The sequence below is a fragment of the Arthrobacter sp. BG5 genome (genome assembly GCF_056680155.1).
Window position 1 is genome coordinate 1,650,908 of the sequence record NZ_CM155268.1, and the last position, 24,320, is coordinate 1,675,227.

Annotated in this window: 23 protein-coding genes; 11 read left to right on the plus strand and 12 right to left on the minus strand. The window is 66.2% G+C overall.

Features of this window, described 5'->3' with window-relative positions; translation table 11 throughout:
- Positions 1–9: 9 nt before the first annotated feature.
- The 6 genes from AC1MBE_RS07600 to AC1MBE_RS07625 all read right to left on the minus strand — a co-directional run bounded on the left by AC1MBE_RS07600 (position 10) and on the right by AC1MBE_RS07625 (position 6,357).
- Positions 10–1,113, minus strand: coding sequence for an oxidoreductase (locus AC1MBE_RS07600; RefSeq protein WP_479782076.1), 1,104 nt, complete (start codon positions 1,111–1,113; stop codon positions 10–12).
- A gap of 370 nt (positions 1,114–1,483) precedes the next feature.
- On the minus strand, positions 1,484–2,206 hold the full coding sequence (locus AC1MBE_RS07605; RefSeq protein ID WP_479782078.1) for an SDR family NAD(P)-dependent oxidoreductase: 723 nt from the start codon (positions 2,204–2,206) through the stop codon (positions 1,484–1,486).
- Positions 2,207–2,225: 19 nt separating this feature from the next.
- Positions 2,226–2,993: an SDR family NAD(P)-dependent oxidoreductase gene (locus tag AC1MBE_RS07610; protein WP_479782080.1), complete on the minus strand. Its 768-nt coding sequence runs from the start codon at positions 2,991–2,993 to the stop codon at positions 2,226–2,228.
- Positions 2,990–4,384 (minus strand): MFS transporter, encoded by a 1,395-nt coding sequence (locus tag AC1MBE_RS07615; RefSeq protein ID WP_479782082.1) that lies wholly within the window; start codon positions 4,382–4,384, stop codon positions 2,990–2,992. The genes AC1MBE_RS07610 and AC1MBE_RS07615 overlap by 4 nt, the downstream gene beginning before the upstream one ends.
- On the minus strand, positions 4,381–5,271 hold the full coding sequence (locus AC1MBE_RS07620; RefSeq protein WP_146336574.1) for a polysaccharide deacetylase family protein: 891 nt from the start codon (positions 5,269–5,271) through the stop codon (positions 4,381–4,383). Before AC1MBE_RS07620 ends, AC1MBE_RS07615 begins: the two co-directional genes overlap by 4 nt.
- A 12-nt stretch (positions 5,272–5,283) precedes the next feature.
- Positions 5,284–6,357, minus strand: a complete 1,074-nt coding sequence (locus tag AC1MBE_RS07625) for an asparaginase (protein ID WP_479782084.1) — start codon at positions 6,355–6,357, stop codon at positions 5,284–5,286.
- 289 nt (positions 6,358–6,646) lie between these two features.
- On the opposite strand from AC1MBE_RS07625, the gene AC1MBE_RS07630 reads away from it, so the two are divergent.
- Positions 6,647–7,687, plus strand: coding sequence for a LacI family DNA-binding transcriptional regulator (locus AC1MBE_RS07630; protein WP_479782086.1), 1,041 nt, complete (start codon positions 6,647–6,649; stop codon positions 7,685–7,687).
- Positions 7,688–7,693: 6 nt separating this feature from the next.
- Here AC1MBE_RS07630 and AC1MBE_RS07635 read toward each other — a convergent pair whose 3' ends face one another.
- Positions 7,694–9,139, minus strand: coding sequence for a PucR family transcriptional regulator (locus tag AC1MBE_RS07635; RefSeq protein WP_479782088.1), 1,446 nt, complete (start codon positions 9,137–9,139; stop codon positions 7,694–7,696).
- Between the two features lie 120 nt (positions 9,140–9,259).
- On the opposite strand from AC1MBE_RS07635, the gene pxpA reads away from it, so the two are divergent.
- From pxpA to AC1MBE_RS07675, 8 genes are all read left to right on the plus strand, one after another.
- The gene (pxpA, locus tag AC1MBE_RS07640; protein WP_479782090.1) at positions 9,260–10,015 is read left to right on the plus strand and encodes a 5-oxoprolinase subunit PxpA; all 756 of its coding nucleotides are present in this window, start codon (positions 9,260–9,262) and stop codon (positions 10,013–10,015) included.
- A 36-nt stretch (positions 10,016–10,051) separates the two neighbouring features.
- Positions 10,052–10,291 (plus strand): acetyl-CoA carboxylase, encoded by a 240-nt coding sequence (locus tag AC1MBE_RS07645; RefSeq protein ID WP_346957941.1) that lies wholly within the window; start codon positions 10,052–10,054, stop codon positions 10,289–10,291.
- Complete coding sequence (locus AC1MBE_RS07650; RefSeq protein ID WP_479782092.1) at positions 10,291–11,646, plus strand: acetyl-CoA carboxylase biotin carboxylase subunit; 1,356 nt, start codon at positions 10,291–10,293, stop codon at positions 11,644–11,646. The genes AC1MBE_RS07645 and AC1MBE_RS07650 overlap by 1 nt, the downstream gene beginning before the upstream one ends.
- A complete protein-coding gene (locus AC1MBE_RS07655; RefSeq protein ID WP_479782094.1) occupies positions 11,643–12,548 on the plus strand; it encodes a 5-oxoprolinase subunit B family protein in 906 nt (301 codons plus the stop codon). The genes AC1MBE_RS07650 and AC1MBE_RS07655 overlap by 4 nt, the downstream gene beginning before the upstream one ends.
- Complete coding sequence (locus AC1MBE_RS07660) at positions 12,538–13,524, plus strand: 5-oxoprolinase subunit C family protein (protein WP_479782096.1); 987 nt, start codon at positions 12,538–12,540, stop codon at positions 13,522–13,524. The genes AC1MBE_RS07655 and AC1MBE_RS07660 overlap by 11 nt, the downstream gene beginning before the upstream one ends.
- A gap of 145 nt (positions 13,525–13,669) precedes the next feature.
- Positions 13,670–14,329: a Type 1 glutamine amidotransferase-like domain-containing protein gene (locus tag AC1MBE_RS07665; RefSeq protein WP_479782098.1), complete on the plus strand. Its 660-nt coding sequence runs from the start codon at positions 13,670–13,672 to the stop codon at positions 14,327–14,329.
- Positions 14,330–14,439: 110 nt separating this feature from the next.
- Positions 14,440–15,468 carry a DUF6454 family protein gene (locus tag AC1MBE_RS07670; protein ID WP_479782100.1) on the plus strand — a complete coding sequence of 343 codons (1,029 nt, stop codon included), beginning with the start codon at positions 14,440–14,442 and terminating at the stop codon, positions 15,466–15,468.
- Positions 15,469–15,820: 352 nt separating this feature from the next.
- On the plus strand, positions 15,821–17,017 hold the full coding sequence (locus AC1MBE_RS07675) for an NAD(P)/FAD-dependent oxidoreductase (protein WP_479782102.1): 1,197 nt from the start codon (positions 15,821–15,823) through the stop codon (positions 17,015–17,017).
- An 88-nt stretch (positions 17,018–17,105) separates the two neighbouring features.
- On the opposite strand, the gene AC1MBE_RS07680 is transcribed toward AC1MBE_RS07675, so the two are convergent.
- A complete protein-coding gene (locus AC1MBE_RS07680; protein ID WP_479782104.1) occupies positions 17,106–17,945 on the minus strand; it encodes a GOLPH3/VPS74 family protein in 840 nt (279 codons plus the stop codon).
- A gap of 159 nt (positions 17,946–18,104) precedes the next feature.
- Here AC1MBE_RS07680 and AC1MBE_RS07685 point away from each other — a divergent pair, with 159 nt between their 5' ends.
- A complete protein-coding gene (locus tag AC1MBE_RS07685) occupies positions 18,105–18,746 on the plus strand; it encodes a M15 family metallopeptidase (protein WP_479782106.1) in 642 nt (213 codons plus the stop codon).
- Positions 18,747–18,899: 153 nt separating this feature from the next.
- Here the strand turns inward: AC1MBE_RS07685 and AC1MBE_RS07690 are convergent, their stop codons facing one another.
- Positions 18,900–19,601 carry a GntR family transcriptional regulator gene (locus tag AC1MBE_RS07690; RefSeq protein ID WP_479782108.1) on the minus strand — a complete coding sequence of 234 codons (702 nt, stop codon included), beginning with the start codon at positions 19,599–19,601 and terminating at the stop codon, positions 18,900–18,902.
- 48 nt (positions 19,602–19,649) lie between these two features.
- Between AC1MBE_RS07690 and lhgO the strand changes: the two genes are divergently transcribed.
- Positions 19,650–20,882, plus strand: coding sequence for an L-2-hydroxyglutarate oxidase (gene lhgO / locus AC1MBE_RS07695; RefSeq protein ID WP_479782110.1), 1,233 nt, complete (start codon positions 19,650–19,652; stop codon positions 20,880–20,882).
- Positions 20,883–21,003: 121 nt separating this feature from the next.
- Here the strand turns inward: lhgO and AC1MBE_RS07700 are convergent, their stop codons facing one another.
- Genes AC1MBE_RS07700 through AC1MBE_RS07710 form a run of 3 tightly spaced genes read right to left on the minus strand, consistent with a single transcriptional unit; the run spans position 21,004 to position 24,316 of the window.
- Positions 21,004–22,164, minus strand: coding sequence for an acyl-CoA dehydrogenase family protein (locus tag AC1MBE_RS07700; protein ID WP_479782112.1), 1,161 nt, complete (start codon positions 22,162–22,164; stop codon positions 21,004–21,006).
- Positions 22,165–22,168: 4 nt separating this feature from the next.
- Positions 22,169–23,383, minus strand: coding sequence for a CaiB/BaiF CoA transferase family protein (locus AC1MBE_RS07705; protein ID WP_479782114.1), 1,215 nt, complete (start codon positions 23,381–23,383; stop codon positions 22,169–22,171).
- Positions 23,384–23,419: 36 nt separating this feature from the next.
- Positions 23,420–24,316 carry a fumarylacetoacetate hydrolase family protein gene (locus AC1MBE_RS07710; RefSeq protein ID WP_479782116.1) on the minus strand — a complete coding sequence of 299 codons (897 nt, stop codon included), beginning with the start codon at positions 24,314–24,316 and terminating at the stop codon, positions 23,420–23,422.
- Positions 24,317–24,320: the final 4 nt, after the last annotated feature.

Consider the following 24,320-nt stretch of genomic DNA (forward strand, 5'->3'; position numbering starts at 1 on the left):
GACGTTTCTTTACGCCGGCCCCTCCAACTCCCAGTCTTTGACGTCCGCGAGGGGAGCAAACACGCTGGGGTCCAGGTCGTCGAATTCCAGCTTGTTCCGGACCAGGTGCGGCCAGTTCCGGTTGGCCAGGGCGGCCTTGCCAAGCGCGACGACGTCGGCGGAACCGTCACGCAACATGGACACAGCCGTTTCCGGATCGTCGAGTTTGCCGTTGGCGATCACTGCCACTCCTGAATACGCCTTGGCCAGCGCGGCCAAAGTCTCCTCCGAATCCTCGAATGCGGGCTCGCTCGCCTGGTATTCCGTGGTGTGGATAAAGTCGACGCCGGTGGCCCCCAGAGTCGAGAAGATAACGTTCGCTTCGTCCGCGGTTCCGCCCCACCGGTGGTCATGGTCGCTGACTTTCGACTGGGAGATCCGGATGCCCACGGTCATGTCGGGGCCGACGGCGTCCCGGACCTCGCGGCAGATCTCCGCAGCGAAGCGGACCCGGTTCTCCGGTGATCCGCCGTAACTGTCCGTCCGCTGGTTCAGGTAGTCCGTCAGGAACTGATCCAGCAGATACCCGTTGGCGCCGTGGATTTCAACGCCGTCGAAACCGGCCCGCTTGGCGTTCAGCGCCGCCGAGACGAAGCCTTTCCGGACATCGGCCATTTGCGCCGGGGTGATCTCCGAAGGAACGGGATACGGGCCCTCACCGCGGTAGAACGGCAGCTGCTCCCCCTTGGGGGCCACTGCCGATGGTCCGATCGAGGACGTGACAAACCGGTTTCCCTGGCTTTGCGCTCCCGCATGCATGAGCTGGGCGAACATCCGCGCGCCGGCCGAGTGGACACCGTCGACAACGGCGGCCCAGGACCGGGCCTGCTCCTCGGTCGCGATGCCGGGCTGGAAGTGATAGCCCTGGCTGTGCGCCGTGTCCGGGTAAATCCCTTCGGTAATCAAGAGTCCAAACCCGCCGCGGGCAAACGTCCGGTAATAGGACGCCATTCGTTCCGTGGCGTGCCCGTCTTCGGTGGCACTGATCCTTGTCATGGGAGCCAGCGCTACCCGGTTGTCGAGGTGGGTGGAACCGATCTGAAGGGGTGACCACAGCGGGGTGAAGTCAGTCATAAAGATCTCCTAGCCTAGGTGCTGCGAGCAGGGCGGCCGCACGCGCGGGCAACCCTGCGTTGGACGGGTCGGCCGCGTAGTCTTCCTGGCGCCTGTGCAGGCGTCCAAGAACCGAGGCGTCAGTAAAACAACTGAGGACCGCGGCCCGTAGTTCTTCAAGGGTCTGGCATTGTCTCGAGGCCCCGGAAGGACCGGTCATCATCCAGCCATCTTTGAGCGCGGTCACTTTGGGGGCTCCCGGCAGGCCCTGGCACACACTGTTGATTGTGGCGGCGGCAATCAGGTGTTGCCGCAGGGTTCTGACCGGGCCCAGGATGGGATCGGGCGCAACGGTTCGTCCGCAGGCACCGCACATGTGTCCTCCCCTTTCTTAGGGCATCACATCGCCGGAGTTGGGGCCGAGGGTTTGCCCCACAAAGAGGTTGCCTCCGGGGTCGCTGGCCAGCAGGAGAGCTGTGGGTGCCACCTCCGCCGGTTTGCCGAAGCGCCGCAGCGGGAGCTCCGCGCGTTTGGCCGCCTTCCAGTCCTCCGAGATCCCGTCAACCAGCGGAGTTTCGATCGGACCCGGGGCGATGCTGTTGACCAGCACATTGTCGCCGGCGGTTTCAAGGGCCAGGGCTTTGGTCAGCCCCACCACGCCGGCCTTGGCGGCAGTGTAGTGGCTCAGCCCGGTGCCGCCCTTGATCGCCAGCTGGGAGGCGATGTTGATGATGCGGCCCCACTTCTGCTGCCGCATCTCCCCCACCACCTCCCGGCAGCAGAGGAAAACGCCGGTCAGGTCGACGGAAATCGTCTCGCTCCACATGGCCAGGGTCATGTCCTCCAGCCGCGATTCGGTCAGCAGGCCCGCGCTGTTGACGAGGATGTCGATCCTGCCCAGCTGCTCCCGTGCGGCGGCGAAGGCCGCTTTCACGCTCGCTTCATCGGAGACGTCGACGGCGATGGTTCCCGCCGCGCCGGACCGGTCCAGGACAGCCACTCTGTCGCCGTTCGCGGTGAAGGCCTCGGCGATGGCCTTGCCAATGCCGCTGGCGCCGCCCGTGACCACCACAGCCCGGCCCGATTGGCGAGGGGAGGTGTCAGTGTTGTTCATTCGTTCCTTCCAGGGCTTCTCAGGCACGCATCTTGATGGTGAGGCCGCCATCGACTATCAGCGACTGGCCGGTGACGTAGGCGGCGTCGTCGGAGGTCAGGAAGCCGATCACGCTGGCAACCTCCTCGGGCCTGCCCACCCGGCCCCACGGGATCTCCCGCCCGGCGCGCTGCAGGCCGTCGGGTCCCAGCGAGTTCACCGGGTCCAGGGACTGCGGCGTCTCGATGAGCCCGGGGATGACGGCGTTGGCGCGGATGCCACGTGGTCCCAGCTCGGCGGCCACGCTGCGGATCAGCCCGAGCACACCGGCCTTGGCGGCCGCGTAGTGGGCATGCTCCTCCCACCCGTAGACACCGCCGGCGATTGAGGACACGGCAACCATCGCACCGCCCTCGGTCATCCGCGCGGACCCCGCCCGCAGGGTCCGCAACACCCCGGTGAGGTCGACGTCGAGCATGTCGTCCCAGCGCTCGTCGGTCAGCTCCCCCAGGGGCGAGTTGCGCAGGACCCCGGCGTTCGCCACGGCGTAGTCCAGCCGGCCGTACTCCTGGACGGCGCGTTCGGCGAACGCGTCAACCGACGGGGTGCTGCGGACATCCACTTCGTGGATCACCGCCTGGCCCCCCGCGTCCTTCACCAGGCGCAGGGTTTCCTCCGGGTCGTGGGGATCTCCCGGGAAGGTGCCGATCACCGACCGCACACCATGCCTGGCGTAGTGGACGGCGAGCGCGCGGCCGATTCCGCTGGCGGCCCCGGTGATCACGGCCACCTTCATATCCCCGGTCATGCGTCGACCTCGTGCGGGTGGTCCTCGAGCAGGGCCTCGGCCGGGGGTTTCGCGGCGATCATCAGGAGGCCGGAGAACAGCGTTCCGGCCGCACCGACCCACAGGGCTGCCGCGCCGGTACCCGCGCCGGCTGCCGCCGCGGTGAACAGTGCGCCGCCGAGGATGGTGCCCGGCTGGCTCATGGCACCGATGAACGCGGTGCCGGTGGCACGGCAGCTGACGGGGTAGCACTCAGCCATGAAGTACTGGATTGCGGCATAGGGCCCAACCAGGAAGAACAGGCCGGCGCCGTAGGTCACGATGATCATGACGGGACTCGTGGCGATGGGGCTGAGCATGACGGTGAAGGAAAGGCCGGAGAGAATCCAGCCGCCGATGATGGTCCGTTTGCGGCCGATCTTGTCCCCGAGCCATCCGTGGAAGACGTAGCCGAAGTACGCCAGCATGTTGATGACGATGAGCATCCAGAACGCATCCGAAAGCTCCACGCCCTTGGCGTTCTTGAGCACCGAGCTGCCGAGGATGCTGAAGATCATGATCCCGAAGAAGTTGAAGATCCAGGCCAGCGAGAAGACGATCGTGTTCCGGCGCAGGTGCGGTTCCCAGATGCGCTTCAGCGGGGCCGCGGACGAGTGTTCGACGCCGTACGCGTGGGCCAGGGCGTGGGCGTCCCCGGACTGGCCGCTCTTCTCAAGTTCGGTCAGCTTGTGGTGCAGTTCGAACTGGGGGGTCTCCTTGAGCTTCTTGGCAATGACCCAGACGATGATCGCTGCCGGGATGGTCGCCATCAGGTACAGGGCGCGCCAGCCGAGGGAAGGCAGGAACGCGAGGGCGAGGGCACTGGCGAGCAGGAAGCCCAGCGGCCAGCCGCCCTGGATGAAGGAGTAGTGGAAACCGGGCCGCTTGCGCTTATCGGCGACCTCGGTGACCTGGTAGACCTCGTTCATGTAGGTCGCGTTGACTGCCTGCTCCGAGAATCCGAGCCCGCCGAAGGAACGGACCAGCACGAGCAGGCCGTTGCTCAGAAACGGAATTCCGGTCGGAATCAGCGCCGTCAGGCCGGAGACAATTGCGGTGCCGCCAATGGTGGTCATCATGCCCTTGCGCCGGCCGAGCCGGTCAATAACAGGGCCGATGCCGAAGCAGACGATCGCGGTGCCGACGGCGATCCAGGTGTTGATGGCGTAGGCCTCGGTTGCTGTCCAGCCGAACTCTTCCTGCATGGCCGGCAGGAGGGTGCCGAAAAGGCCGTAGTCGAAAACGGCAATGGTCCAGGCCAGCAGGGCCAGCACCGTCGCGGTGGTCGTATTGCGCTTGGAGAAGACCGGGAAACGGCGTTTCTCGTCGGGTGCCGGGTTCGTCAGGTCGACGGCGGGCTGCTGGATGGTCATGACTGGTTTTCCTTTCGGGGGCTGCGAGCGAGGAAGGAGTCGGCGATCTGGTCGAACTTGAGCCAGCTGACGCCTTCGTGGGAGTTGATGTGTTCGATCAGGCGTTCGAGCATGAGCAGGACCTGGGGCCGGCCCGAGACGTCGGGGTGGATGGTCATGGTGAAGACGGCCTGGTCCATTTCCCGGTAAACCCAGTCGAACTGGTCGCGCCACATCTGCTCGATGTCGCGGGGGCTGACAAAGCCGTGCGAGTTCGGGGACGCCTTGATGAACATCATCGGAGGCAGGTCATCGAGGTACCAGTTGGCCGGAATCTCGACCAGGTCGGTTTCCTTGCCCCGGACCAGCGGCTCCATCCAGGTTTCGGCGTCCTTGGTGTAATCGATCTTCTTCCAGCTGTCGCCGACCCGGACGTAGTAGGGCTCGAAGTCGCGGTGCATCAGGGAGTGGTCGTACTTGATCCCGCGTTCGAGGAGGATCTCGTTGGTGACCTGCGAAAATTCCCACCAGGGGGCGACGTAGCCCGTGGGGCGGCGGCCGGAGACTTTTTCGATGAGTTCGATCGACCGGTCAAGGATGGCCGTCTCCTGCTCCCGGGTCATGGCGATGGGGTTCTCGTGCGAGTACCCGTGCACGCCAATTTCGTGCCCGGCGTCCACGATCATCCGGGTCAGGTCCGGGAACGTCTCGATCGAGTGGCCCGGGACGAACCAGGTTGCCGGCAGCCCGTACTTCTCGAAGAGGCGGATGAGGCGGGGGCCGCCGACTTCACCGCTGAACAGACCGCGGGAGATGTCACACGGAGAGTCTTCGCCTCCGTAGGAGCCGAGCATTCCGGCCACGGCGTCCACGTCGACGCCGAACGCGACTTGGATGTCCTTAGTCATGAGATCAACCTTTCACTGGGCTTTTTGTTGGAGTTGGGTTGTTGGGGTACTGGTTTCGGGATGGTCGGGGTCCGGAGCCCTGCCACGCAGGGCGAAGGTTTCCGCGATGCGGGCCGCGGGGGTGCCGAGGCGGAGCAGCAGGCTGAGCAGGACCAGCGACTGGGACGGCCGGAGCAGCCCGGAGGATATGGCGCCTGCTGCGCGCAGATCGTCGCCGCCGCCGTCGCCATAGATCGGCACGACGGCGCCGGCCTCCACCCGGGTGCTCGTGACCACCACGACGCCGGCTGCGGTGGCCGCGGCCACCTCCCGGCACAGCTCGCGGTTGGCGTTGCCCGTTCCCGTCCCCTGAAGGACGACGCCCGCCGCCCCGGCCTGGAGGGAACTTCGCAGCAGGGTGGCGTCCGCCCCGGGGTAGGCGGCGATCAGGTCCACGCGGGGCGAACCGGCCCCGGCGCCAGGCAGCGGCAACGCCTCAACCGCGGGCCCTACCGCCGTCAGGCTGACTTCACCTGCTTCGCTGACCGATCCGGCCGTTCCGAAATCCGGATTGGCGAAGGCCTCAGCTCTGGTGGTGTGGCACTTCCGCACCCCGGCTGCAGGGAAGATGGTCCCGGCGAAGGCCAGGAGCACCCCCTTCCCCCGGGCTGTGGGAGAGCCGGCGACGGCGATCGCCCGGGCGAGGTTTCCCGGGCCGTCAGGGGTGCTGGAGTCGGCCGCCTGCTGGGCTCCGGTGAAAACTACCGGCCGGTCATCGTCATGGGTGAGTTCCGCCAGGTAGGCCGTCTCCTCCATTGTGTCCGTGCCGTGGGTGACGACCACCCCAAGAACCTGCGGGTCGGCAAGGGCCTCCCGGATCCTGGCGCAGATGGCGATCATGTCGTCGACGGTCAGCAGGTATGAACCCTTCCGGAAGACGTCCACCACGCGGACCGGATGGGCCGCCGGGCCGCCGATGCTGGCGAACACCTGCTCTCCTGTGTCCGATGCCACCGCGCCGCCTCCGGCCCCGGAGCCCCGGGAGGAGATGGTTCCGCCCGTGGCCAACAGCACCACGTGCGCGCTCCCCGAATCTGTGACGGTCATGTTGACTCCGTTGCTCCTTGCATCCGCCGCGGCGAACGCCTACCCAATCGTTTGGGTTCTTGGCTAAAAAGTATCTTCGCGGTGTTTCCCCCAGGTGCTGCCCGGCGTTTCAGCGGTGTAAACACTTTTGGTGCCGAATCCGCCCCGCCGGGCTACCCAATCGATTGGGTAAGGGGTTAAAGTGACTATAGAATGTGACTTGGGACACGTCAAGGGTCCTAGGGCTGAAGATTCGCACCGCGTCGGGCACTCTTGTAGGACGCCTTCTTGAGCTGCGGCAGGGGAATAAATGGAAGAAATCACGGCCGATGGCCGCACCGTCACGCTGAAGGATCTCGCGAACGAGCTCGGCATCCACCCGTCGACGGTGTCCAGGATTCTGCATTCGGGCTCCGACGTCGCCCGCGGCGCCGCGTCCGTGGCGACGGCCGAACGTGTTCGCGAGTTGGCGCGGAAGCGGGGCTACTCTCCCAACCCCCAGGCCGCCGGCCTGCGGACGCGGCGGACCCGCCTGATGGGCGTGATTGTCCCCCGGCTCTCGGACCTTGTGCTGGCCATCATGTACGAGGGGATTGAGGAGGCCGCGGCCGAGCTGGGCTACTCCACCTTCGTCATGAATTCCCGGGATGACCCGGAGGAGCAACGCCGGAAAACGGACACCATGCTGGCACGCCGCGTGGATGGGCTGATCATCGGCGATGCCCACCTGGACGGCAGCCAGCTCAGGGAGCTCACCGCCCGCAACATCCCCTTCGTGCTCATGAACCGCCGGGTGACCGGCTACCCCTCGGCCACCTGCGACGATGTCCTCGGCGGCCAGCTCGTGGCCGACCACCTGTGGAGTAAAGGCCACCGGAACGTTGCCGTCATTGCAGGCGAACCATACGCCAGCACGGCTGTGGACCGGACGGCCGGGTTCGCGGACCGGTGGAAGTCCCTGGGCGGCGCGCTTCCCGAGGAAGCCGTCGTCTGGTCCCGCTTCGACACGGCGGGCGGCCGCGAAGCCACCGAAACGATCCTGGCGCGCAGGAAGCCGCACCCCACTGCCGTCTTCGCGGTCAACGACTTCGCGGCCATCGGCGCCATGGGCGTGCTGCGCTCCCACGGCCTCACCGTGGGCAGTGACGTCGCGGTCGTCGGCTTCAATGACACGTCCGTCGCCGCGGAGCTTCCCATCCCGCTCTCCTCGGTCCGCTCCCCCATGCTGGATATCGGTCGGACGGCGATGGAGCTGCTGAAGCGTGTGCTCGACGGCGAAGACGTCGAACCCGTCCGGCTGACACCCACCTTGTGCGTGCGGGAAAGCAGCGCCTGGGACAACGCAGGCTGACCCTGCTCAATGCGCTGCTGCGACGATACCCAGCGCCAGCATGTAGGTGGCGCGGACTTCGCCGTCGGTCAGGTCCAGCTGCAGGAGCTCCTGGATCTTCCTCAGCCTGTAGCTGAGCGTGTTGCGATGGATGAAGAGCTCGTCGCAGATTTTGGCGGAATTCCCGCTGTGCCTCAGGTAAGCGTCGAACGTCTCCCGCAGCGCAGTGCCGCCGTCGGAGGACAAGGGTGCCAGGAGTCGCTGGCACATAGCGACCAGACCAGGGCTGGGCAGCCCCTGAACAATGCCGGCGAGGTCGGCCAGCGGCGCTTTGTGCACGCCGGGCCGCCCCACGTTGCGCCGTGCAAGCCCAAGCGCCAGCGGCAGTTCGCCGAGATTCGCGGTCTCGGTGACGATCACAGACAGTTCCGGGGCGTCCAGAAAGAAGTCCCCGACGGCGTCAAGCAGGTCGGCCATGCCGTGCCGGCGCTGCAGCAACAAGGTGGTGAGCCCGGTTTCCTCCATGAACCGCACGGTGTTGAAAGAGCCCTGCAACCCCACCCGCGCGCGCCAGGCGATGGCACGCAGCTTGGCGGGAGCGATCTCCTCCGAACTGCCGATGAGTACCGCGGTCCAGTCTCCGTCGGGGTCGAAACCGGACTCGAGGGCATAGCGGCGCAGCGGCCGGGAAGGCTCGCCGTGGCCCGCATAGAGGGCCTCCATGAAGCGCGCCGCCTCCCGGGAATGCAGGGGCGAGCGGGAGCCGAGGGTGTAGCTCAGCTGCAGGCCGATCACGGCGGCGACGGGACCCAGGACGGGCTGCAGCACGATGTCGTTGCCGATCCCCTCGATGGCAAGCCTGAATTGCTCCGCTGCGCCGCTTGGCAGGCGCAAAGTGGTCCGCGCCGTATCGCCGTGGGCCGTGCCTGCGGCAACGAGTTCGAAGGCATTCTGATCGATGACGGCCACCCTTGCGTTGACGGCGCCCGCCACCCGCTCAAGCACCTCCGCCAGGGACCGTCCGTCGGCCGCCAGACGGGTGCATGCGTCTGCCAGCTCCCAGCCCTTGCGCAGTTCCTCATACCGCTCGGTGGCAATGATCCGCTCCACGTGGCGCATGACCAGCACGAAGGGCACCTCCGGCGGGAGCTCCAGCAGCGGCAGGCCGTGCGCCTCGCAGGCCCGTAACAGGCCCTCCGGCAGCTCGCGGTGCGCGGCGCCCAGGCCAAACGCGAGTCCCGAGACGGGCACGGAGACCAGCCGTTCCACGTAGGCGTCCCAGATCCTGAAGTCCCTGACGTTCAGGCCCATGCCGTTGGTCAGCACCAGGGCATTGACACTGAGGAAGGGCGTGGGGTCCATATGTTCCGTCGGAGCGCACCAGGTGATCGGCCGGCTCAGGCGGCCTTCGGCGCCCGAAACACGGAGACGGATATTGAGGTCGGCGTCGCCGATCAAGTTTGAGATACGCACGGCAGCCTCCCATAAGTGGCGGGCGAAACCCTCCAGATAGTGCAGACATCATAAGTCAGCCCGTCGGATTCATCGAACTGCACAATATCGGCGGCACCGGATGCTGAGTAGCGTTGCACCATGCAAACAAATGTGACCCCCGACACCGCTCCGCGCGCTCAAGGGCGTGTGCTGTTGAACTCCGACATGGGTGAAGGCCTGGGTCTCCACGAGTTCGGCAACGACGAAGAACTCATGCGCATCATCGACGTCGCCAACGTCGCCTGCGGGTTCCACGCGGGCGATCCCGACGTGATGAGCCGCACCGTGGCACTCGCGGCCGAGCACGGGGTGGCTGTCGGCTCGCACCCCGGCCTCCCCGACGTCGTAGGTTTCGGCCGCCGCCGGATGGTGCTCAGCCCCGACGAGGTCGAGTCCATCATCCTGTACCAGACCGGGGCCCTGACGGCGTTCCTCGGCAAGCACGGGCTCACGCTGAACCACATCAAACCGCACGGCGCCCTGTACGGAATGCTGGCCGGTGACGAGGAACTGATGCAGGCCGCCGCCGGAGCGGCGCTGCAGTACGGAGTTCCGTTTTACGGACTCGCCGGCACGGCCCACGAAAAAGTGTGCCGGGCCATGGGCGTGGAATTCGTGCCGGAACTCTATGTCGACCTCAATTATGGTCCGGCAGGCGAGCTGCTGATCCAGCGCCGCCCGGTTCCCACCGATCCCGCAGCCGCCGCCGAGCGCGTCAGCCGCGCACTCGCCGGCGAGCCGGTACTGGCCGTGGACGGCACCGAACTGGACATTCCGTTCCAAAGCATCTGCGTGCACTCCGACGCACCCAATTCCACTGCCGTGGCCAGCGCCGTGCGTGCGGTCCTGGGCTAGAGCCGAATCATCCAACCATCTGAAAGCGAGCACCCCATGGCAAACATTGTTTCCCCCCTCCCCGGAGTCTTTTACCGCAAGCCGGGCCCGGGCAAGCCGCCTTTCGCCAACGAGGGCGACACCATCGAAGTCGGCCAGACCGTCGGCATCATCGAAATCATGAAGCAGTTCACCGAAATCCAGTCCGATGTGGCCGGAACCCTCGAATCCTTCCAGGTCAACGAGGGCGACATGGTCAATCCGGGCGACACCATTATCGTCATCCGAGAAGGCTAATGATGAAGAAATTGCTCATCGCCAACCGCGGTGAAATCGCCGTGCGGATCGCCCGCACAGCCCGCGAAATGGGCATCGAGACGCTCCTGGTGGTCAGCGAGCCCGACGCCGATTCCCTGGCCGCGCGCACGGCGGACAACTTTGTCGTGGTGGGGCCCGCCCCTGCACCCGCCAGCTACCTGAACCAGGACGCCGTGATCGCCGCCGCCGTGGACAACGGCTGCGACGCCGTCCACCCTGGCTACGGATTCCTCTCCGAGAACGCCGAGTTTGCGCGGAAGGTCGCAGCAGCGGGCCTCACCTGGGTGGGTCCCGACGCCGGCGCGATCGAAATGATGGGCAACAAGTCCCTGGCCCGCGAATCCGCCCGCAAGGCAGGGGTCCCGATCCTCCGCGGGTCCGACGGGCCGCTCGACCCCGACGCCGACGCCGTGGAAGAGGCCCGCGGCATCGGTTACCCGCTGGTGGTCAAGGCCTCCGCCGGCGGCGGAGGCCGCGGCATCCGATTTGTGCACAATGAAGGCGAACTGCTGGAGACCATCGAGATGGCCCGCGGCGAAGCGGCGTCGGTCTTCGGGGATCCGACCGTCTATCTGGAGCGCTTCGTAAAGCACGCCCGGCACGTGGAGGTACAGGTCCTTGGCGACGGTACCAATTTCATCCACCTCGGAGACCGCGACTGCTCCATGCAGCGGCGCTCCCAGAAAGTCATTGAGGAAGCCCCGGCCCCGGACCTTCCCGACGCCGTCCGCCGGACCATCCGCGAATCCTCGGTGGAACTCGCCCGGGAGTGCGGCTACAGCGGCGCCGGAACGGTCGAGTTCCTCTACGACCCGGTCGGCCACGAGGCCGCGTTCATCGAAATGAACACCCGGATCCAGGTGGAGCATCCCATCACCGAGGAAATCACCGGCGTCGACCTGGTCCGTGAACAGCTGCTCATCGCCTCCACCGGCGCCATGTCGGTCCGGCAGGAGGACATCAAATTCAGCGGCCACGCCATCGAGTGCCGCATCAACGCCGAGGACCCGCACAACAACTTCTTCCCCAGCCCGGGCCTGATCACGGCCCTGGAATGGCCTGCAGGCGACGGGATCCGCATCGACGCCGGCGTGGAGGCAGGGTCCACGGTCAGCCCGTACTACGATTCCATGCTCGCGAAGCTCATTGTCCACAAGGACACCCGCGAAGCCGCCATCGAAGGGGCGCTGGAGGCCCTGTACGGGACCCGGATCGAAGGGGTCAAGACAACCATTCCCGTGCTCAAGAAGCTGCTGGACCGGCTCGAATTCGCCGCCGTCAAGCACCACTCAAAGTTCATAGAAACCGTCGACAATCTGATGGAGGCACCATGAGTAGCCCCGCACCCGCCGAGCTGGAGGCCCGCTACACCTGGGGCGGAGACGAGTTCCTGTTCGTCGAGGTCTCCGAGTCCATGAGCCTGGCCGCCAATTTCAGGGTCATGTCGATCGCCGAGAAGCTTGCAGAGCTGGAGCTGCCGGGCATCGTGGATATCTGCCCTGCCAACGCCTCGCTGCTGGTGAGGTTCGATCCCGACGTCCTGCCGCCGTCGAGCCTTGAAGAGACCGTCCGGACCATTGAAGGGGACCTGGCGCACCACCAGCAGCAGGCCCTCGAAACCCGGATCATCGAGGTGCCCGTCTGGTACGACGATCCGTTCACGGCCGAAGTGGCAGAGCGCTTCCGCGAAGGATTCCACCAGGAGCCGGGCGGCAGCGACATTGACTACGCCGCCAAAGTCAACAACCTCAAGGACGCCGCGGAGTTCATCAAGCGGCATCACGAGCAGCCCTGGCTGGTGTCAATGGTCGGCTTCGTCGCCGGATTGCCGTTCCTCTTCCAGCTGGTTGAGCGCGAGAAGCAGCTGGAAGTCCCCAAGTACCTGAGCCCCCGTACGGATACCCCCGCCCTGACCGTGGGCCACGGCGGCTGCTTCGGCTGCATCTACTCGGTGCGGGGCGCAGGCGGCTACCAGATGTTTGGCGTCGCTGCCGCGCCAATCTTCGATCCGGCGCAGGCCCTGGCCGATTTCAAGGACTTTATGGTGTTCTTCCGGCCGGGCGACATTGTGAAGTTCAAGCCCGTGACCGAGGCCGAGTACAACAGCATCCAGGCCGAGATCGCCGCGGGGACGTTCCGCTACCGGCAGGCGCCCGTGACCTTCGATCTGGCCAAAGCGCTGGCGAATCCCGAAGGCTACAACAAGGAACTCATGGAGGCCCTCAATGGCATTTGATATCAAGAGCCCCGGGCTGGCCACCACGGTCCAGGACCAGGGACGCACCGGCCACTACAACGTCGGCATTCCGCAGAGCGGTTCACTGGACCAGTACTCCGCCGAATTGGGCAATGCGCTGGTGGGCAACACCGCCAAGGAAGCGGTCCTGGAATGCACCTACCTGGGCCCGGCGCTCACCACCGACCAGGATGTTGTTCTTGCCGTCACCGGGGCACCGGTTGAGGTCAAGGTCAACGGCGAATCCCGGGCCCAGTGGACCCGGTTGCAGCTGAAGGCCGGCGACGAACTCAGCTTCGGCGTCATCCAGGGCGGCACCCGGTATTACATCGCGGTCCAGGGCGGCATCGACGTGCCCGAGGTGCTCGGTAGCCGGTCCACCTACAGCCTGGGCGCAATCGGCGGATTCCACGGCCGCAAGCTGGAGGCCGGCGACCGCGTTCCCGTCGGCAGCCCGCTCAACAACGGAGCGGTGCCCGACGCCGATACTATTCCGGAGGAGTTCCGGCCCGTCTTCGGCAAGGAGCAGACCGTTCGGATTGTGCTGGGGCTCTACGACCACCGCCTCACCGACGAGGGACTTGACAACCTCCTGAACGGCGAGTGGAAGGTGACTCCGGTGGCCGACCGGATGGGGCTGCGGTACTCCGGTCCCGGCGTCAAGTGGAAGGAACGGGAGCAGCCTTTCGGGGCCGGTTCCGACCCGTCCAACATCGTGGATGCAGGCTACGCCGTCGGGTCCATCCAGATTCCGGGCGGCACCCAGCCGATCATCCTGCACCGTGACGCCGTCTCCGGCGGCGGCTACGCCATGGTGGGAACAGTCATCAGCGCCGACATGGACCTGGTGGCCCGCGCCGCGCCCGGCACGTCCACCAGGTTCGTCGCCGTCAGCATGGACGAAGCTTTGGCCGCGCGCAAGGACCTCGCTGAACGCAAGAAGAGCGCGCGTGCAGCCCTGGGCCTCGGCGGTTGATGCCAGGCACAGCAGCAGGAACCGGAGGCTTGACGCGCCCGCGGCTGGCCTCCGCCTCGCCCCGCTGGCAAACTGGGCCGATGACCGCATCTCATGGGAAGTCCGGTAGGCCAGGCATCCACAACCGCGACCACAGGGGGCACTCGTGAAGCTCTTACTTACCTCCGGCGGCGTGACAAACCCGAGCATCCACTCGGCGCTCGTGCAGCTTCTCGGCAAGCCGATCGACCAGAGCCACGCCCTGGTGGTCCCGACAGCGCAGTGGGGTCACCCGATGTGCGGACCGGCATCCGTGCGGGGCCTCCTGGCCGCCGAGCCTGGCTCCCGCCATTTGTCCGGTCTGGGCTGGGCGTCGCTCGGCGTCCTCGAGCTCACGGCGCTGCCCACCATCGGGGCGGAGCGCTGGGTCCCCTGGCTCCGGGAGGCCGACGCGCTCCTGGTCGACGGCGGCGACGCTACGTACCTCTGCCATTGGATGCGGGAGTCCGGGCTGGCCGAGCTGCTGCCGTCACTGCCTGACACGGTCTGGGTGGGGGTGAGCGCCGGAAGCATGGTGATGACGCCCCGGATCGGGCAGTCCTTCGTGGCGTGGCCGGCCGCGCAGGACGATCGCACCCTGGGGGCGGTGGACTTTTCGATCTTCCCGCATCTGGACGCTTTCCCGACCAACACCCTGGCGCAGGCCGAGCGGTGGGCCGCCGACATCGGAGTCCCCTCCTATGCGATCGACGAACAGACAGCTATCAAAGTCGTCGACGGCTCCGTCGAGGTGGTCTCGGAAGGTCAATGGAGAAAATTCGGGTAGGCAGGAACCGGTGATGCTTCTTGCCGTTCACCGGCACTCCACGAACGGTTCATAACCGGCCAGTACGTTTGCGGGGTCCTGTTGAGATCCAATTTTTGAGAGGCTCCCCCATGAGCGCTACTCGCACCCGAGGCCTCCTCACGGCCGCCGCCGCCATCGTCCTGGCAGCGTCCGCAATCGGCGGCACGGCCGCCGCCCAGGCCGTAGGCCCCAGCACCCGGCACGGCGGGAGCGACGCCGGCTCCGGCGCCCACCGCGAAACGAACACCGCCCTGGCCGAGGCGTTCGGCGGCGTCGACCGGTCCACGAACTGGCAGCAGACCGGCAAACTGAAGCTGGATGTCCCCACGTACCACACCGAAGGAATCGCCTTCAGCCGGGACCACATCTTCCTCTCGGCCGTCCAGATCACCGAACCGACCACAAAGTTCCCCTCCCCGCAGGGCGGTTTCGACCGCACGCCGGGCAAGGGAGTCGGGCACCTGTTCGTTATGGACAAGGCCGGGAAACTGCAGAAGGACATCATCCTGGGCGAGGGCGACATGTACCACCCCGGCGGCATCGACTTCGACGGCACCAACGTCTGGGTCCCGGTTGCCCAGTACCGGCCCGACAGCAGCGCGATCATCTACCGGGTGGACGCGACCACCCTCGACGTACACAAGCAGTTCGAGGTGAAAGACCACTTTGGCGGCATCGTGATGGACAAGCAGACCGGCCATCTGGTCGGCAACACCTGGGGATCGCGGCGCTTTGCCGAATGGGACCTGCGCGGCAAGCAGCTCTCCACCTGGCAGAACCCGAACTACTTCATCGACTACCAGGACTGCCAGTACGTGCCCAACTCGAAAATGCTGTGCGGCGGGGTCACCAACCTCCCGCAGACTCCTACCGCCGGCGGAACCGGCGCCACCTATGAACTCGGCGGCATGGCAATGATCGATCTCAAGTCCCGCAGCGTGATCCGCGACGTCCCCTTCCAGCAGTGGTCCACCGCCGGGCACGTGGCCACCCGCAACCCCTTCAAAATGACCGCCGACGGCGGCCGCCTCACCCTGAAGGTGGCCCCGGACAACGGCGAGGAGGGCAACGGCACCGAAATCCTCACCTACGAGGCCACCGTTACCGCAGCCAAGTAGTAGGCAGAAATAGCGCAGCTGAGCCACGAAACGCCCCCGGCATGTGCCGGGGGCGTTTCTGCCCCCGGGACAGGCACGGTCTTGATGCCGGAGCCGCCTGCCTGACACGGGGCCGTGCTCGGGGTCGAGCGGCGACCGGCGGGAGGACCACCAAGGGGTATACGAAATACCCCCGGGGGTATATAGTGAGAGACGTCACAGTGATTGAAGAGCACGGAGACCCCGGAGTCCGGACGCGCAGGCGAAGATGCTGCCGGTACCGCCCCGCCGGCCTCCGCGGCCCGATCAATCCCCCGATATACCCGGCGTCGGCGGCGACGCGACGCCAGGCTCCCAGAGAGGCGTCTTATCCATGAGCATGCACCACGAGATCCTGATCATCGGAGGCGGCAACGCGGGGCTGAGCGTTGCAGCCCGGCTCCGCCGCGCGGGGCGGACCGACATCGGGGTGATCGAGCCGAGCGACCGGCACTACTACCAGCCCTTGTGGACGCTGGTCGGCGGAGGATCGGCCAGCCAGGCGGAAACGGTCCGGCCGCAGGCCTCCGTCATGCCCCAGGGGGTGGCCTGGATCAAGGACGCCGCGGCGGACATTGACCCGGACCGGCGCAGCGTCGAGCTCGCCTCCGGCGGGACCGTCACGTACGACTACCTCGTGGTCAGCCCCGGCATCCAGCTCGACTGGGACAAGATCCCCGGCATGGCCGAAGCCGTGGACTCACCGACGGCGTCCAGCAACTACCGCTTCGACCTGGCGCCGAAGACCTGGGACTTGATCCGCAACCTGAAGTCCGGGACGGCCATCTTCACCCAGCCCTCGGGGCCCATCAAGTGTGCCGGCGCTCCGCAGAAGATCGCATACCTGGCCGCCGACTACTGGCAGAAGCAGGGCGTCCTGGACAAGATCCGAGTGGTGATGGTCCTGCCCACGCCCGGCATGTTCGGGGTCAAGGTGTTCGCCGACGAGCTTGAGCGGGTGGTGGCCAAGTACGGCATCGAAGTCCGCTTCAACAGCGAGCTGACCTCGGTGGACCCCGCTGCCGGCATGGCAGAGATTACCGACAACGCGGCGGGGACCAAGGAGTCACTGCACTACGACCTGCTCCACGTGGTGCCGCCGCAGTCGGCGCCGGACTGGCTCAAGCGCACCTCTCTGGCCGATCCGGCCAACCCCGCAGGCTACGTGGACGTGGACAAGCACACCATGCAGCACAAGCGGTACCCGGAAATTTTCGCCCTGGGCGACGCCGGGTCCACGCCGAACTCGAAGACCGGCGCGGCGATCCGCAAGCAGGCCCCGGTGCTGGTGAAGAACCTGCTGGCCGCCCTCGAGGGCGCAGTGCCGGCAGCCCAGTACGGAGGCTACGCCTCCTGCCCGCTGACGACGGCGCGGGGGAAGATGCTGCTGGCGGAGTTCGATTACAGCCTCCAGCCCGCACCCAGCATCCCGTTCATCGACACCACAAAGGAACGCACCGATATGTGGCTGCTGAAGCGCTACGGGTTGCCGTTTATGTACTGGAACCTGATCCTGAAGGGCCGCGCCTAAGGGCGGGCTGAGTTCAGCAGGCAGCACGACGACGGCGGGAGTCCCCCCGCCGTCGTGGTTCTGTCCCGTACCGTCCCGGACCGGTGCATCAAAGGGTGGCGGCTTCTTCCTGCGCCAGCCTGATCATCCGAAGTTCGTCCTCCACAGCCCGGGCAGGCCAGTAGTCCTTTGCCAGCTCGTCGGCGTAGCTTCGATCTGCTGCCGGGAAGAGCTTGCCGAACAGGCCGGCCGCCTGCAGCAGGGCGATCAGTGCCGTGGTTCGGGGATCCGGCGCTGCGGCGACGCGTTTCCCGGCCTCGGGGGCCATCGCCGCAGGTGTGCCGGCGTCGGGGGCGCCAGCTTCCGGGGTTCCGGGGGCCGCCGCGTCGGGGGCGGGCGCAGTGGGGGCCGCCGCGGGTTCGGGCGTCCCGGCGTCGGGCGCTGCCGTGGAGCCGGCCCCGCCGGCATCGGCCGGCGCACCGACATCGGCAGGGGCGCCGCTGAGCGAGGCCTCGATCTTTTTCAGCAGCGCAGCTTCCGGGCCGTGGTCTTTCTCCGGGTACCGCGTGGACTTGAACAGGCCAAGGTGTTTCTCTCCGACGGGTTCCACGATGCCCAAAGACGCCATCCCTTCGTAGACACGCTGCACTTCTGCTCGGCCCTCCAGCATGGCCACCCAGCGCTTGGGAGTGTGCGGCCGTGATTTGCCGCGGATCAGCCCCAGCTCGTGCTGGAAGTCGGTGGGCGGGGCGGCCGCGGTGGCCCGGACATTCTTTCCCTGCAGCCCGATGGCACCGGTCAGCTCCAGCTCGGCCAAAATGGCCCCGGCCAACGTGGTTCTGAGGGCAAACACCGGCACTTCGGGTTTGCCGTTTTGGTCGTTCGTTGCCAGCAGAAGGAAGGCCTGGGGAAGGTTCAGCTCCGGCGCTTTCGCGGTTTCAGCGTTCATACGATCATGGTGGGCCTGTTGGGCAGCCACCACATGAGGATTTCGTCCCGGATCTTCCAAACCAAAACACCCTCGACGCCGGCCGGACAGACCGGTAGGGTTCCCCGCATCTGTTCCGGACACTTCTGGGAGGCAACGGTGCTCAAAAGAATCAGCAGGATGACAGCTGCGGTGGCGGGGCTGATGCTCGCGCTCGGCACGATCGCGCCGCCCGTGACGGCATTGACGGCGGCGGGCTACGACATCGATTCCGCCTCCAGCCTGCAGGTGGTGGTCAACAAGCACCGGCCGCTGGATCCGGCTACGTACGTGCCGGCACGGCTGGTCAGGGTCCAGGGGGAACGGCTGCGGTCAGAGGCCGCGGACGCCTACAAGCTGTTGGCTAAAGCAGCCAAGGGAGCCGGCGTGAACATCATTCCGGTCAGCGGCTACCGTTCCTACAGCCAGCAGGCCAGCCTTTATGACAGCTACGTGCGCCAGTACGGACAGGCGACGGCGGACACTTTAGCCGCCCGGCCCGGCTTCAGCGAGCACCAGACCGGCCTGGCGATGGACATCGGCAACGCCAGCGGAGTCTGTGCCCTGCAGGCCTGCTTCGCCACCACGCCGGCGGGCAAATGGGCGGCGCAGAACGCCAAGACGTACGGCTTCATCATCCGTTACCCGGCGGGTGCCGAGGACGTTACCGGCTACACCTACGAGCCCTGGCACCTGCGCTATGTGGGCAAGGAGCTCGCGGGGAAAGTCAGCAGCACCTTGGAGGGTTACTTCGGCCTGGAACCGGCCCCGGACTACCTCTAAGCCGAGGAACGCCCCCGCGCGGCGCCGGCCCACACTCCGTGCAATCTGAGCTCCCTCCGTTGCATGTTGCATGCAACAGAGGTAACTTGTGCTGATGAAGGTCTGCAAAGTGGCTGATTCCAGGTCCCCTCCTACTGGCGTTGACTCGGCAAGTCAGGTCCAGCTGAGAAGAGCCTCCACGTCGACCGCGGAAATGCCGCGCTCCTGCGCTTCGCGCAGGACAAGCATCCGGGCAGTATTGACTATATGGCGGCGCATGGCCTGTCCGGCTTCCTCGGCCTCCCCTGCCACGAAGGCCTCATAGACGTCCCGGTGGTCCTCAAAGGCTTCACGGGAGGAACGCGACCTGGGGACTGTTTCCACCCCGGTGAGCAGGACGACGTTACGGAGGTCCTCCAGTATTTTCACCATCCTGTGATTGCCTGAGGTACTTAACAACGCCAGGTGGAAGTCGCGGTCGGTTCGCAAGGTGGCGGCAGCATCTCCGGTTTCGGAGCTCTGCTGAAAAGCGTCGAACGCCTCTGTGACCCTGCGGATATCGGCGTCGGTGCGGACCGCAGTAGCTCGCCGGGCCGCTGGTACCTCTAGCATCAGTCGGACCTGGAACACCTCGACGAGGTCTTCCAGAGTAGTGGAGCGAACCCTCATCCCTTTATTGCGCTCGACCACAACGAGGCCGGTCGTGGCCAGCTGCTGCAGTGCCTCCCGTATTGGTGTTCTAGACACTCCAAGCCATTCGCCCAACTGGGTGGCGGAGTACAGCTCGCCCGGCTTCAACTCACCGTCCAATATCGCAGTTCTGAGCCTCGTGATGGCCTGATCTGTCAGATTGTCTGCACGTTCGAGGTTGTCCACGAGCACATTCTCGCATGGACAACTTCCCTCCCAGTTATGAGGAATTACATGGTCACGAAGCCATTGCGCTGTGCCGTCATCGGCGGTGGCATCATCGGTGTCGCCGTCGCGCGTGAGCTCATCAACCAGCTCGACGGCGCGTCGGTTACGGTCTACGAGAAGGAGGAGAAACTGGCCTACCACCAGACGGGCCATAACTCCGGAGTGGTGCATGCCGGTCTCTATTACGAGCCAGGCGGACTCAAGGCCACCCTGTGCCGCCGTGGGGTCGACCTGCTGAAGGAATACTGCGCCGCCAAGAACCTCCCCTACGATCAGTGCGGAAAGCTGGTCATCGCTCAGACTGCCGAAGAAACCCGGCGGCTTGAAGACATCTTCGTCCGGGCACAAGCTAACGGTGTGCCCGGTGCCAGGATGCTGAGCGCCGAGCAGATCAAGGACGTGGAGCCGAACGCCGTCGGGGTCTCGGCACTGCACTCGCCTGAAACGGCCATCGTTGACTACGCCGCTGTCACCAACGCCCTCGCCGACGACGTCCGCCAGGCAGGCGGGCAGATCAGGCTGGGACAGGAAGTCAACTCCCTTGAGCAGCAGGGGCAGGGCGTTGTGGTCCACACCAGGGACGGGAGTGAACATTACGACCTCGCGGTAGCCTGTACAGGGCTCCAGTCCGACCGGCTGGCCGCGTCGACGGGGGAACCCTCCACCCCGCGCATCGTGCCGTTCTTCGGTCAGTACTTTCTTCTCGGCCCCGAGGCACGCAACCAGGTCAAGGGACTGATCTATCCGGTTCCGGATCCGCGGCATCCTTTTCTTGGTGTGCACCTCACCAAGCGCATCGACGGCGAAATGATGCTGGGCCCGAACGCGTTCATCTCGTTCGGCCGGGAATCGTACTCGTGGAAGGACGTCAATGTGCGCGACGTCCTGGACTACGCGCTGTTCCCCGGTTTCTGGAACTTCGCCCGGAAAAACCTGCCGTCGGCGGCGCGTGAGTTCCACACGGTCATCAGCAAGCGCAAGTTCATCGCCGAGGCAGTGCGGTTCGTCCCCTCGCTCGAGGGTGCGTCCATCGTTCCCGGCACGCGGGGTGTCCGCGCCCAAGCGATGAACGGTGACGGGTCGCTCGTGGATGACTTTGTGATTGCCCGCCGCCAGGATCTGGTCCTTGTCCGCAACGCGCCCTCCCCGGGAGCCACTTCCTCCCTGGCCATCGCCGAATACATCGTCAACCAGGCGCTCGAAGGGCGCTCCGTCCCCGGCCGGGCCGGCGCCCGATAACCGCCGGCGCCCGGTAACCGACGGCGCCCCAACGACAGGAAGTCCGTGCCTTCGCAAAAGGAGGCACGGACTTCCTGGTCAAACAGGATCACACGCGGGTGGTCCCGGGGTCACGACCTTCTCAGCGGAAGGCCGCGATACCGGTGATGTGGTTGCCCAGAATCAGCGTGTGCACCTCGTCCGTACCCTCGTAGGTGCGCACGCTCTCGAGGTTGTTGGCGTGGCGCAACGGGGAATAGTCCAGGGTGATGCCGTTCCCGCCGAGCATGGCCCGGGCATCGCGGCAGATCTGGATCGCCTCGCGGCAGTTGTTCAGCTTGCCCACGGAGATCTGGTGGGGCTGGAGCACTCCGGCGTCCTTCAGCCGGCCCAACTGCAGGGCCAGGAGCGTGCCCTTGTTGATCTCCAGTGCCATGTTGACGAGTTTCTCCTGGGTCAGCTGGTAGCCAGCGAGTGGCTTGCCGAACTGCATGCGCTGCTGCGAGTAGTCCCGGGCCGTGAGGTAGCTGTCACGCGCCGCCCCCATGGCGCCCCAGATGATGCCGTAGCGGGCCTCGTTGAGGCACTCGAACGGGCCGCGCAGGCCCTTGGCGTTAGGCAGCATGGCGCTGGCTGGCAGCCGAATGTCCGTCAGTTCGATGTCGCACTGGATGGACGCGCGCATGGAGAGTTTCTGCTGGATGGGGGTGGCCTTGAAGCCGGGGGTGTCGGTCGGGACGACGAAACCGCGGACGCCGTCGTCGGTCATGGCCCAAATGATGGCCACCTGCGCCACCGAGGCCAGCCCGATCCAGCGCTTGGAGCCGTTGAGGATCCAGTCGTCGCCGTCGCGCTTGGCGAAGGTCAGCATGTTTCCGGGGTCGGACCCGGCGGACGGCTCGGTGAGTCCGAAGCAGCCGATGGCGGTTCCGGCGGCCATCCGCGGAAGCCACTCCTGCTTCTGCTCTTCGGATCCGTGCTTGGCGATGGCGCTCATGGCCAGCGAACCCTGGACGCTGACGAACGTCCGCAGACCCGAGTCGCCGGCCTCCAGTTCCAGGGCGGCCAGGCCGTACTCCACCGAGGACCGGCCCGGGCACCCGTAGCCCTTGATGTGCATGCCGAGCAGGCCGAGTTCCGCCATCTGCGGGACTATCTCCAGCGGGAACTCCGCGCGCTCGTACCAGTCGGCGATATTCGGTTTGATGGCCGTGTCCACGAATCCGCGGACTTTCTCCCGCACGGCGACTTCCTCCGCCGTGAGCAGTGTGTCAATGCCGATGAGGTCTGAAGTGTCAGTCATGGTTCTACTTTCCGGTGGGGTGGGTTTGGAGGGCTGCCTGGCGGTTCCGCTCCGGGAAGCTCGCACCGCTGTGTTCGCCGAGCAGCGGCGGCAGCCGCCGGTAGGTGGCGGGTGTTTCCGAAAGTTGGATCGGGTTGGCCACCTGGCGGGAGGTGCGGGGGCTGGACCCGTCCGCAATCTCCACCACGGGTTCCAACCCCAGGTCGGCGGCCAACTGGATCGCTTCCACGATCGAGTTGACCTTGCCGGCGGGTACGCCCGCCGCGCTGAGCAGGCCGGACCATTCCACCACCGGTTTTTTCCGAAGCTGTTCCTCAAGCAGCGCCTTCAGCGCGACCCGGTGGGCCACCCTGTTCGAGTTCCCGCGGAATCTGCTGTCGTCGGCCAGTTCGGGAACGCCGAGCACCCGCGCCAGGGCGGCAAACTGCTTGTCCGTTCCGACCGCCAGGGCGAGCGGCCCGTCCGCGGTCTGCAGCGTCTCGTACGGCGCAATGCTGGGGTGGGCGTTGCCCATCCGTTGCGGGGATTCGCCGGTGGCCAGGGTGCTGGAGGCCTGGTTGACGAGGCCGGCAAGCAGCGAGGAGAGCAGGTTAACGTCGACCCGCTGTCCCCTGCCGGTCTGGTCGCGGCTCCGCAGCGCGGCCAGGATGCCCACCACCGCGTTTTGGCCGGTCACCACATCCACCAGCGCCACCCCTACCTTGCTCGGTTCCGACTCCGGTGATCCGGTCACGCTCATCAGTCCCCCCACGGCCTGGACCAGGAGGTCGTACCCGGGCAGGTGCGCGCCGCCCTTGCTGCCGAAGCCGGTGATGGAGCAGTAGACCAGGTCCGGGCGCTCCGCCCGGAGGGTGTCATAGTCCAGGCCGAAGCGCTGCATGACACCCGGCCGGAAGTTCTCAACAATGACGTCTGCCGCGAGCGCTATGTCCAGCGCCTGCGCGAGCCCTTCCTCGGTGCGCAGGTCGCACACCACCGAGCGTTTGTTCCGGTTGACGCTGGAGAAGTACGTGCCCGCGCCGTGTTCGTCCACGGGGGGCACCCAGGCCCGGGTGTCGTCACCGCCCGGGCTCTCCACCTTGATCACATCGGCGCCAAAGTCAGCGAGCATCATGGTGGCAAAGGGTCCGGCGAGGACCCGGGAGAAGTCCGCCACCTTGATCCCGTCCAGGGGTGCGGCGGCGGGAGGGGCGTGGGGGAAAGATTCGGTGCTGCTCAACGAGCGTCAGCCTCCTTATGTTGTGGTTCTGCAGGCTCAGTTGGAGGCGGTCACGGGATTGCTGAGGGGTCCGAGCCCCGTCACGCGGCATTCGGCGACGTCCCCGGGTTCGATATGCACGGCTCCCGGGGTTCCGGTGGAGATGATGTCACCGGGGAAGAGTGGCATGACCTTGCTGTGGAAACTGATCAGGTAGGCCGGGTCGTAGCGCATGTGCGACACCGTGTTGCTGCGGCGCACCTCCCCGTTGACCACGGTGGATACCGTGACCTCGGCCAGGGAACCGGCGGCCTCCTCCACCTCGGCGAGGGGCACGATCCGGGGTCCGAAGGAGAAGAACCCCGGAAAGTTCTTGGAGCGGGTGAGGAACCGCGGATTGCGCTGCAGGATGTCTTCCGCGGTCTGGTCCAGGACCGGTACGACGCCGGCGAGATAGGACAGCGCCTCCTCGGGCTCGACATTGCGGCAGTATCGACCAATCACGACGGCGATCTCCGCCTCAGTGGTGGTGCGCTGGCTCTGCTCCGGGATCGGAATGTTCTCGTCCGGGCCGATGACCGTATGGTCCCCCTTGATGAACGAGGCAGGCTCGTCGGGCACGGCTTCGGTCAGGTCGGAGGCGTGCTCCACGTAGTTCAGGCCGATCCCCCACAGCATGCGGGGGTGGCGGTACGGGGCGCCGTAGCTGAGGTGCTCCGGGTCGCGGAAGACGGCGTCGTCGGCGTTGGCTGCGGCCGTTTCGAGCTCCCCGAGCAGGTCCCCGGTCAGGACATCGAGGATGTCGCCGGTAAAGCCCGGGAGCAGTTCGCGGACCAACGCGGCTCCGCGTCGCGGGTGGACGACGGCCGCCTCTTCGCGGGCCTGCCCGGGGTCGGCCCCATCAGGGGTGGATCCATCGCGGATGGTGCAGAGGTGCAGGATGCGGGAAGTCATGGAA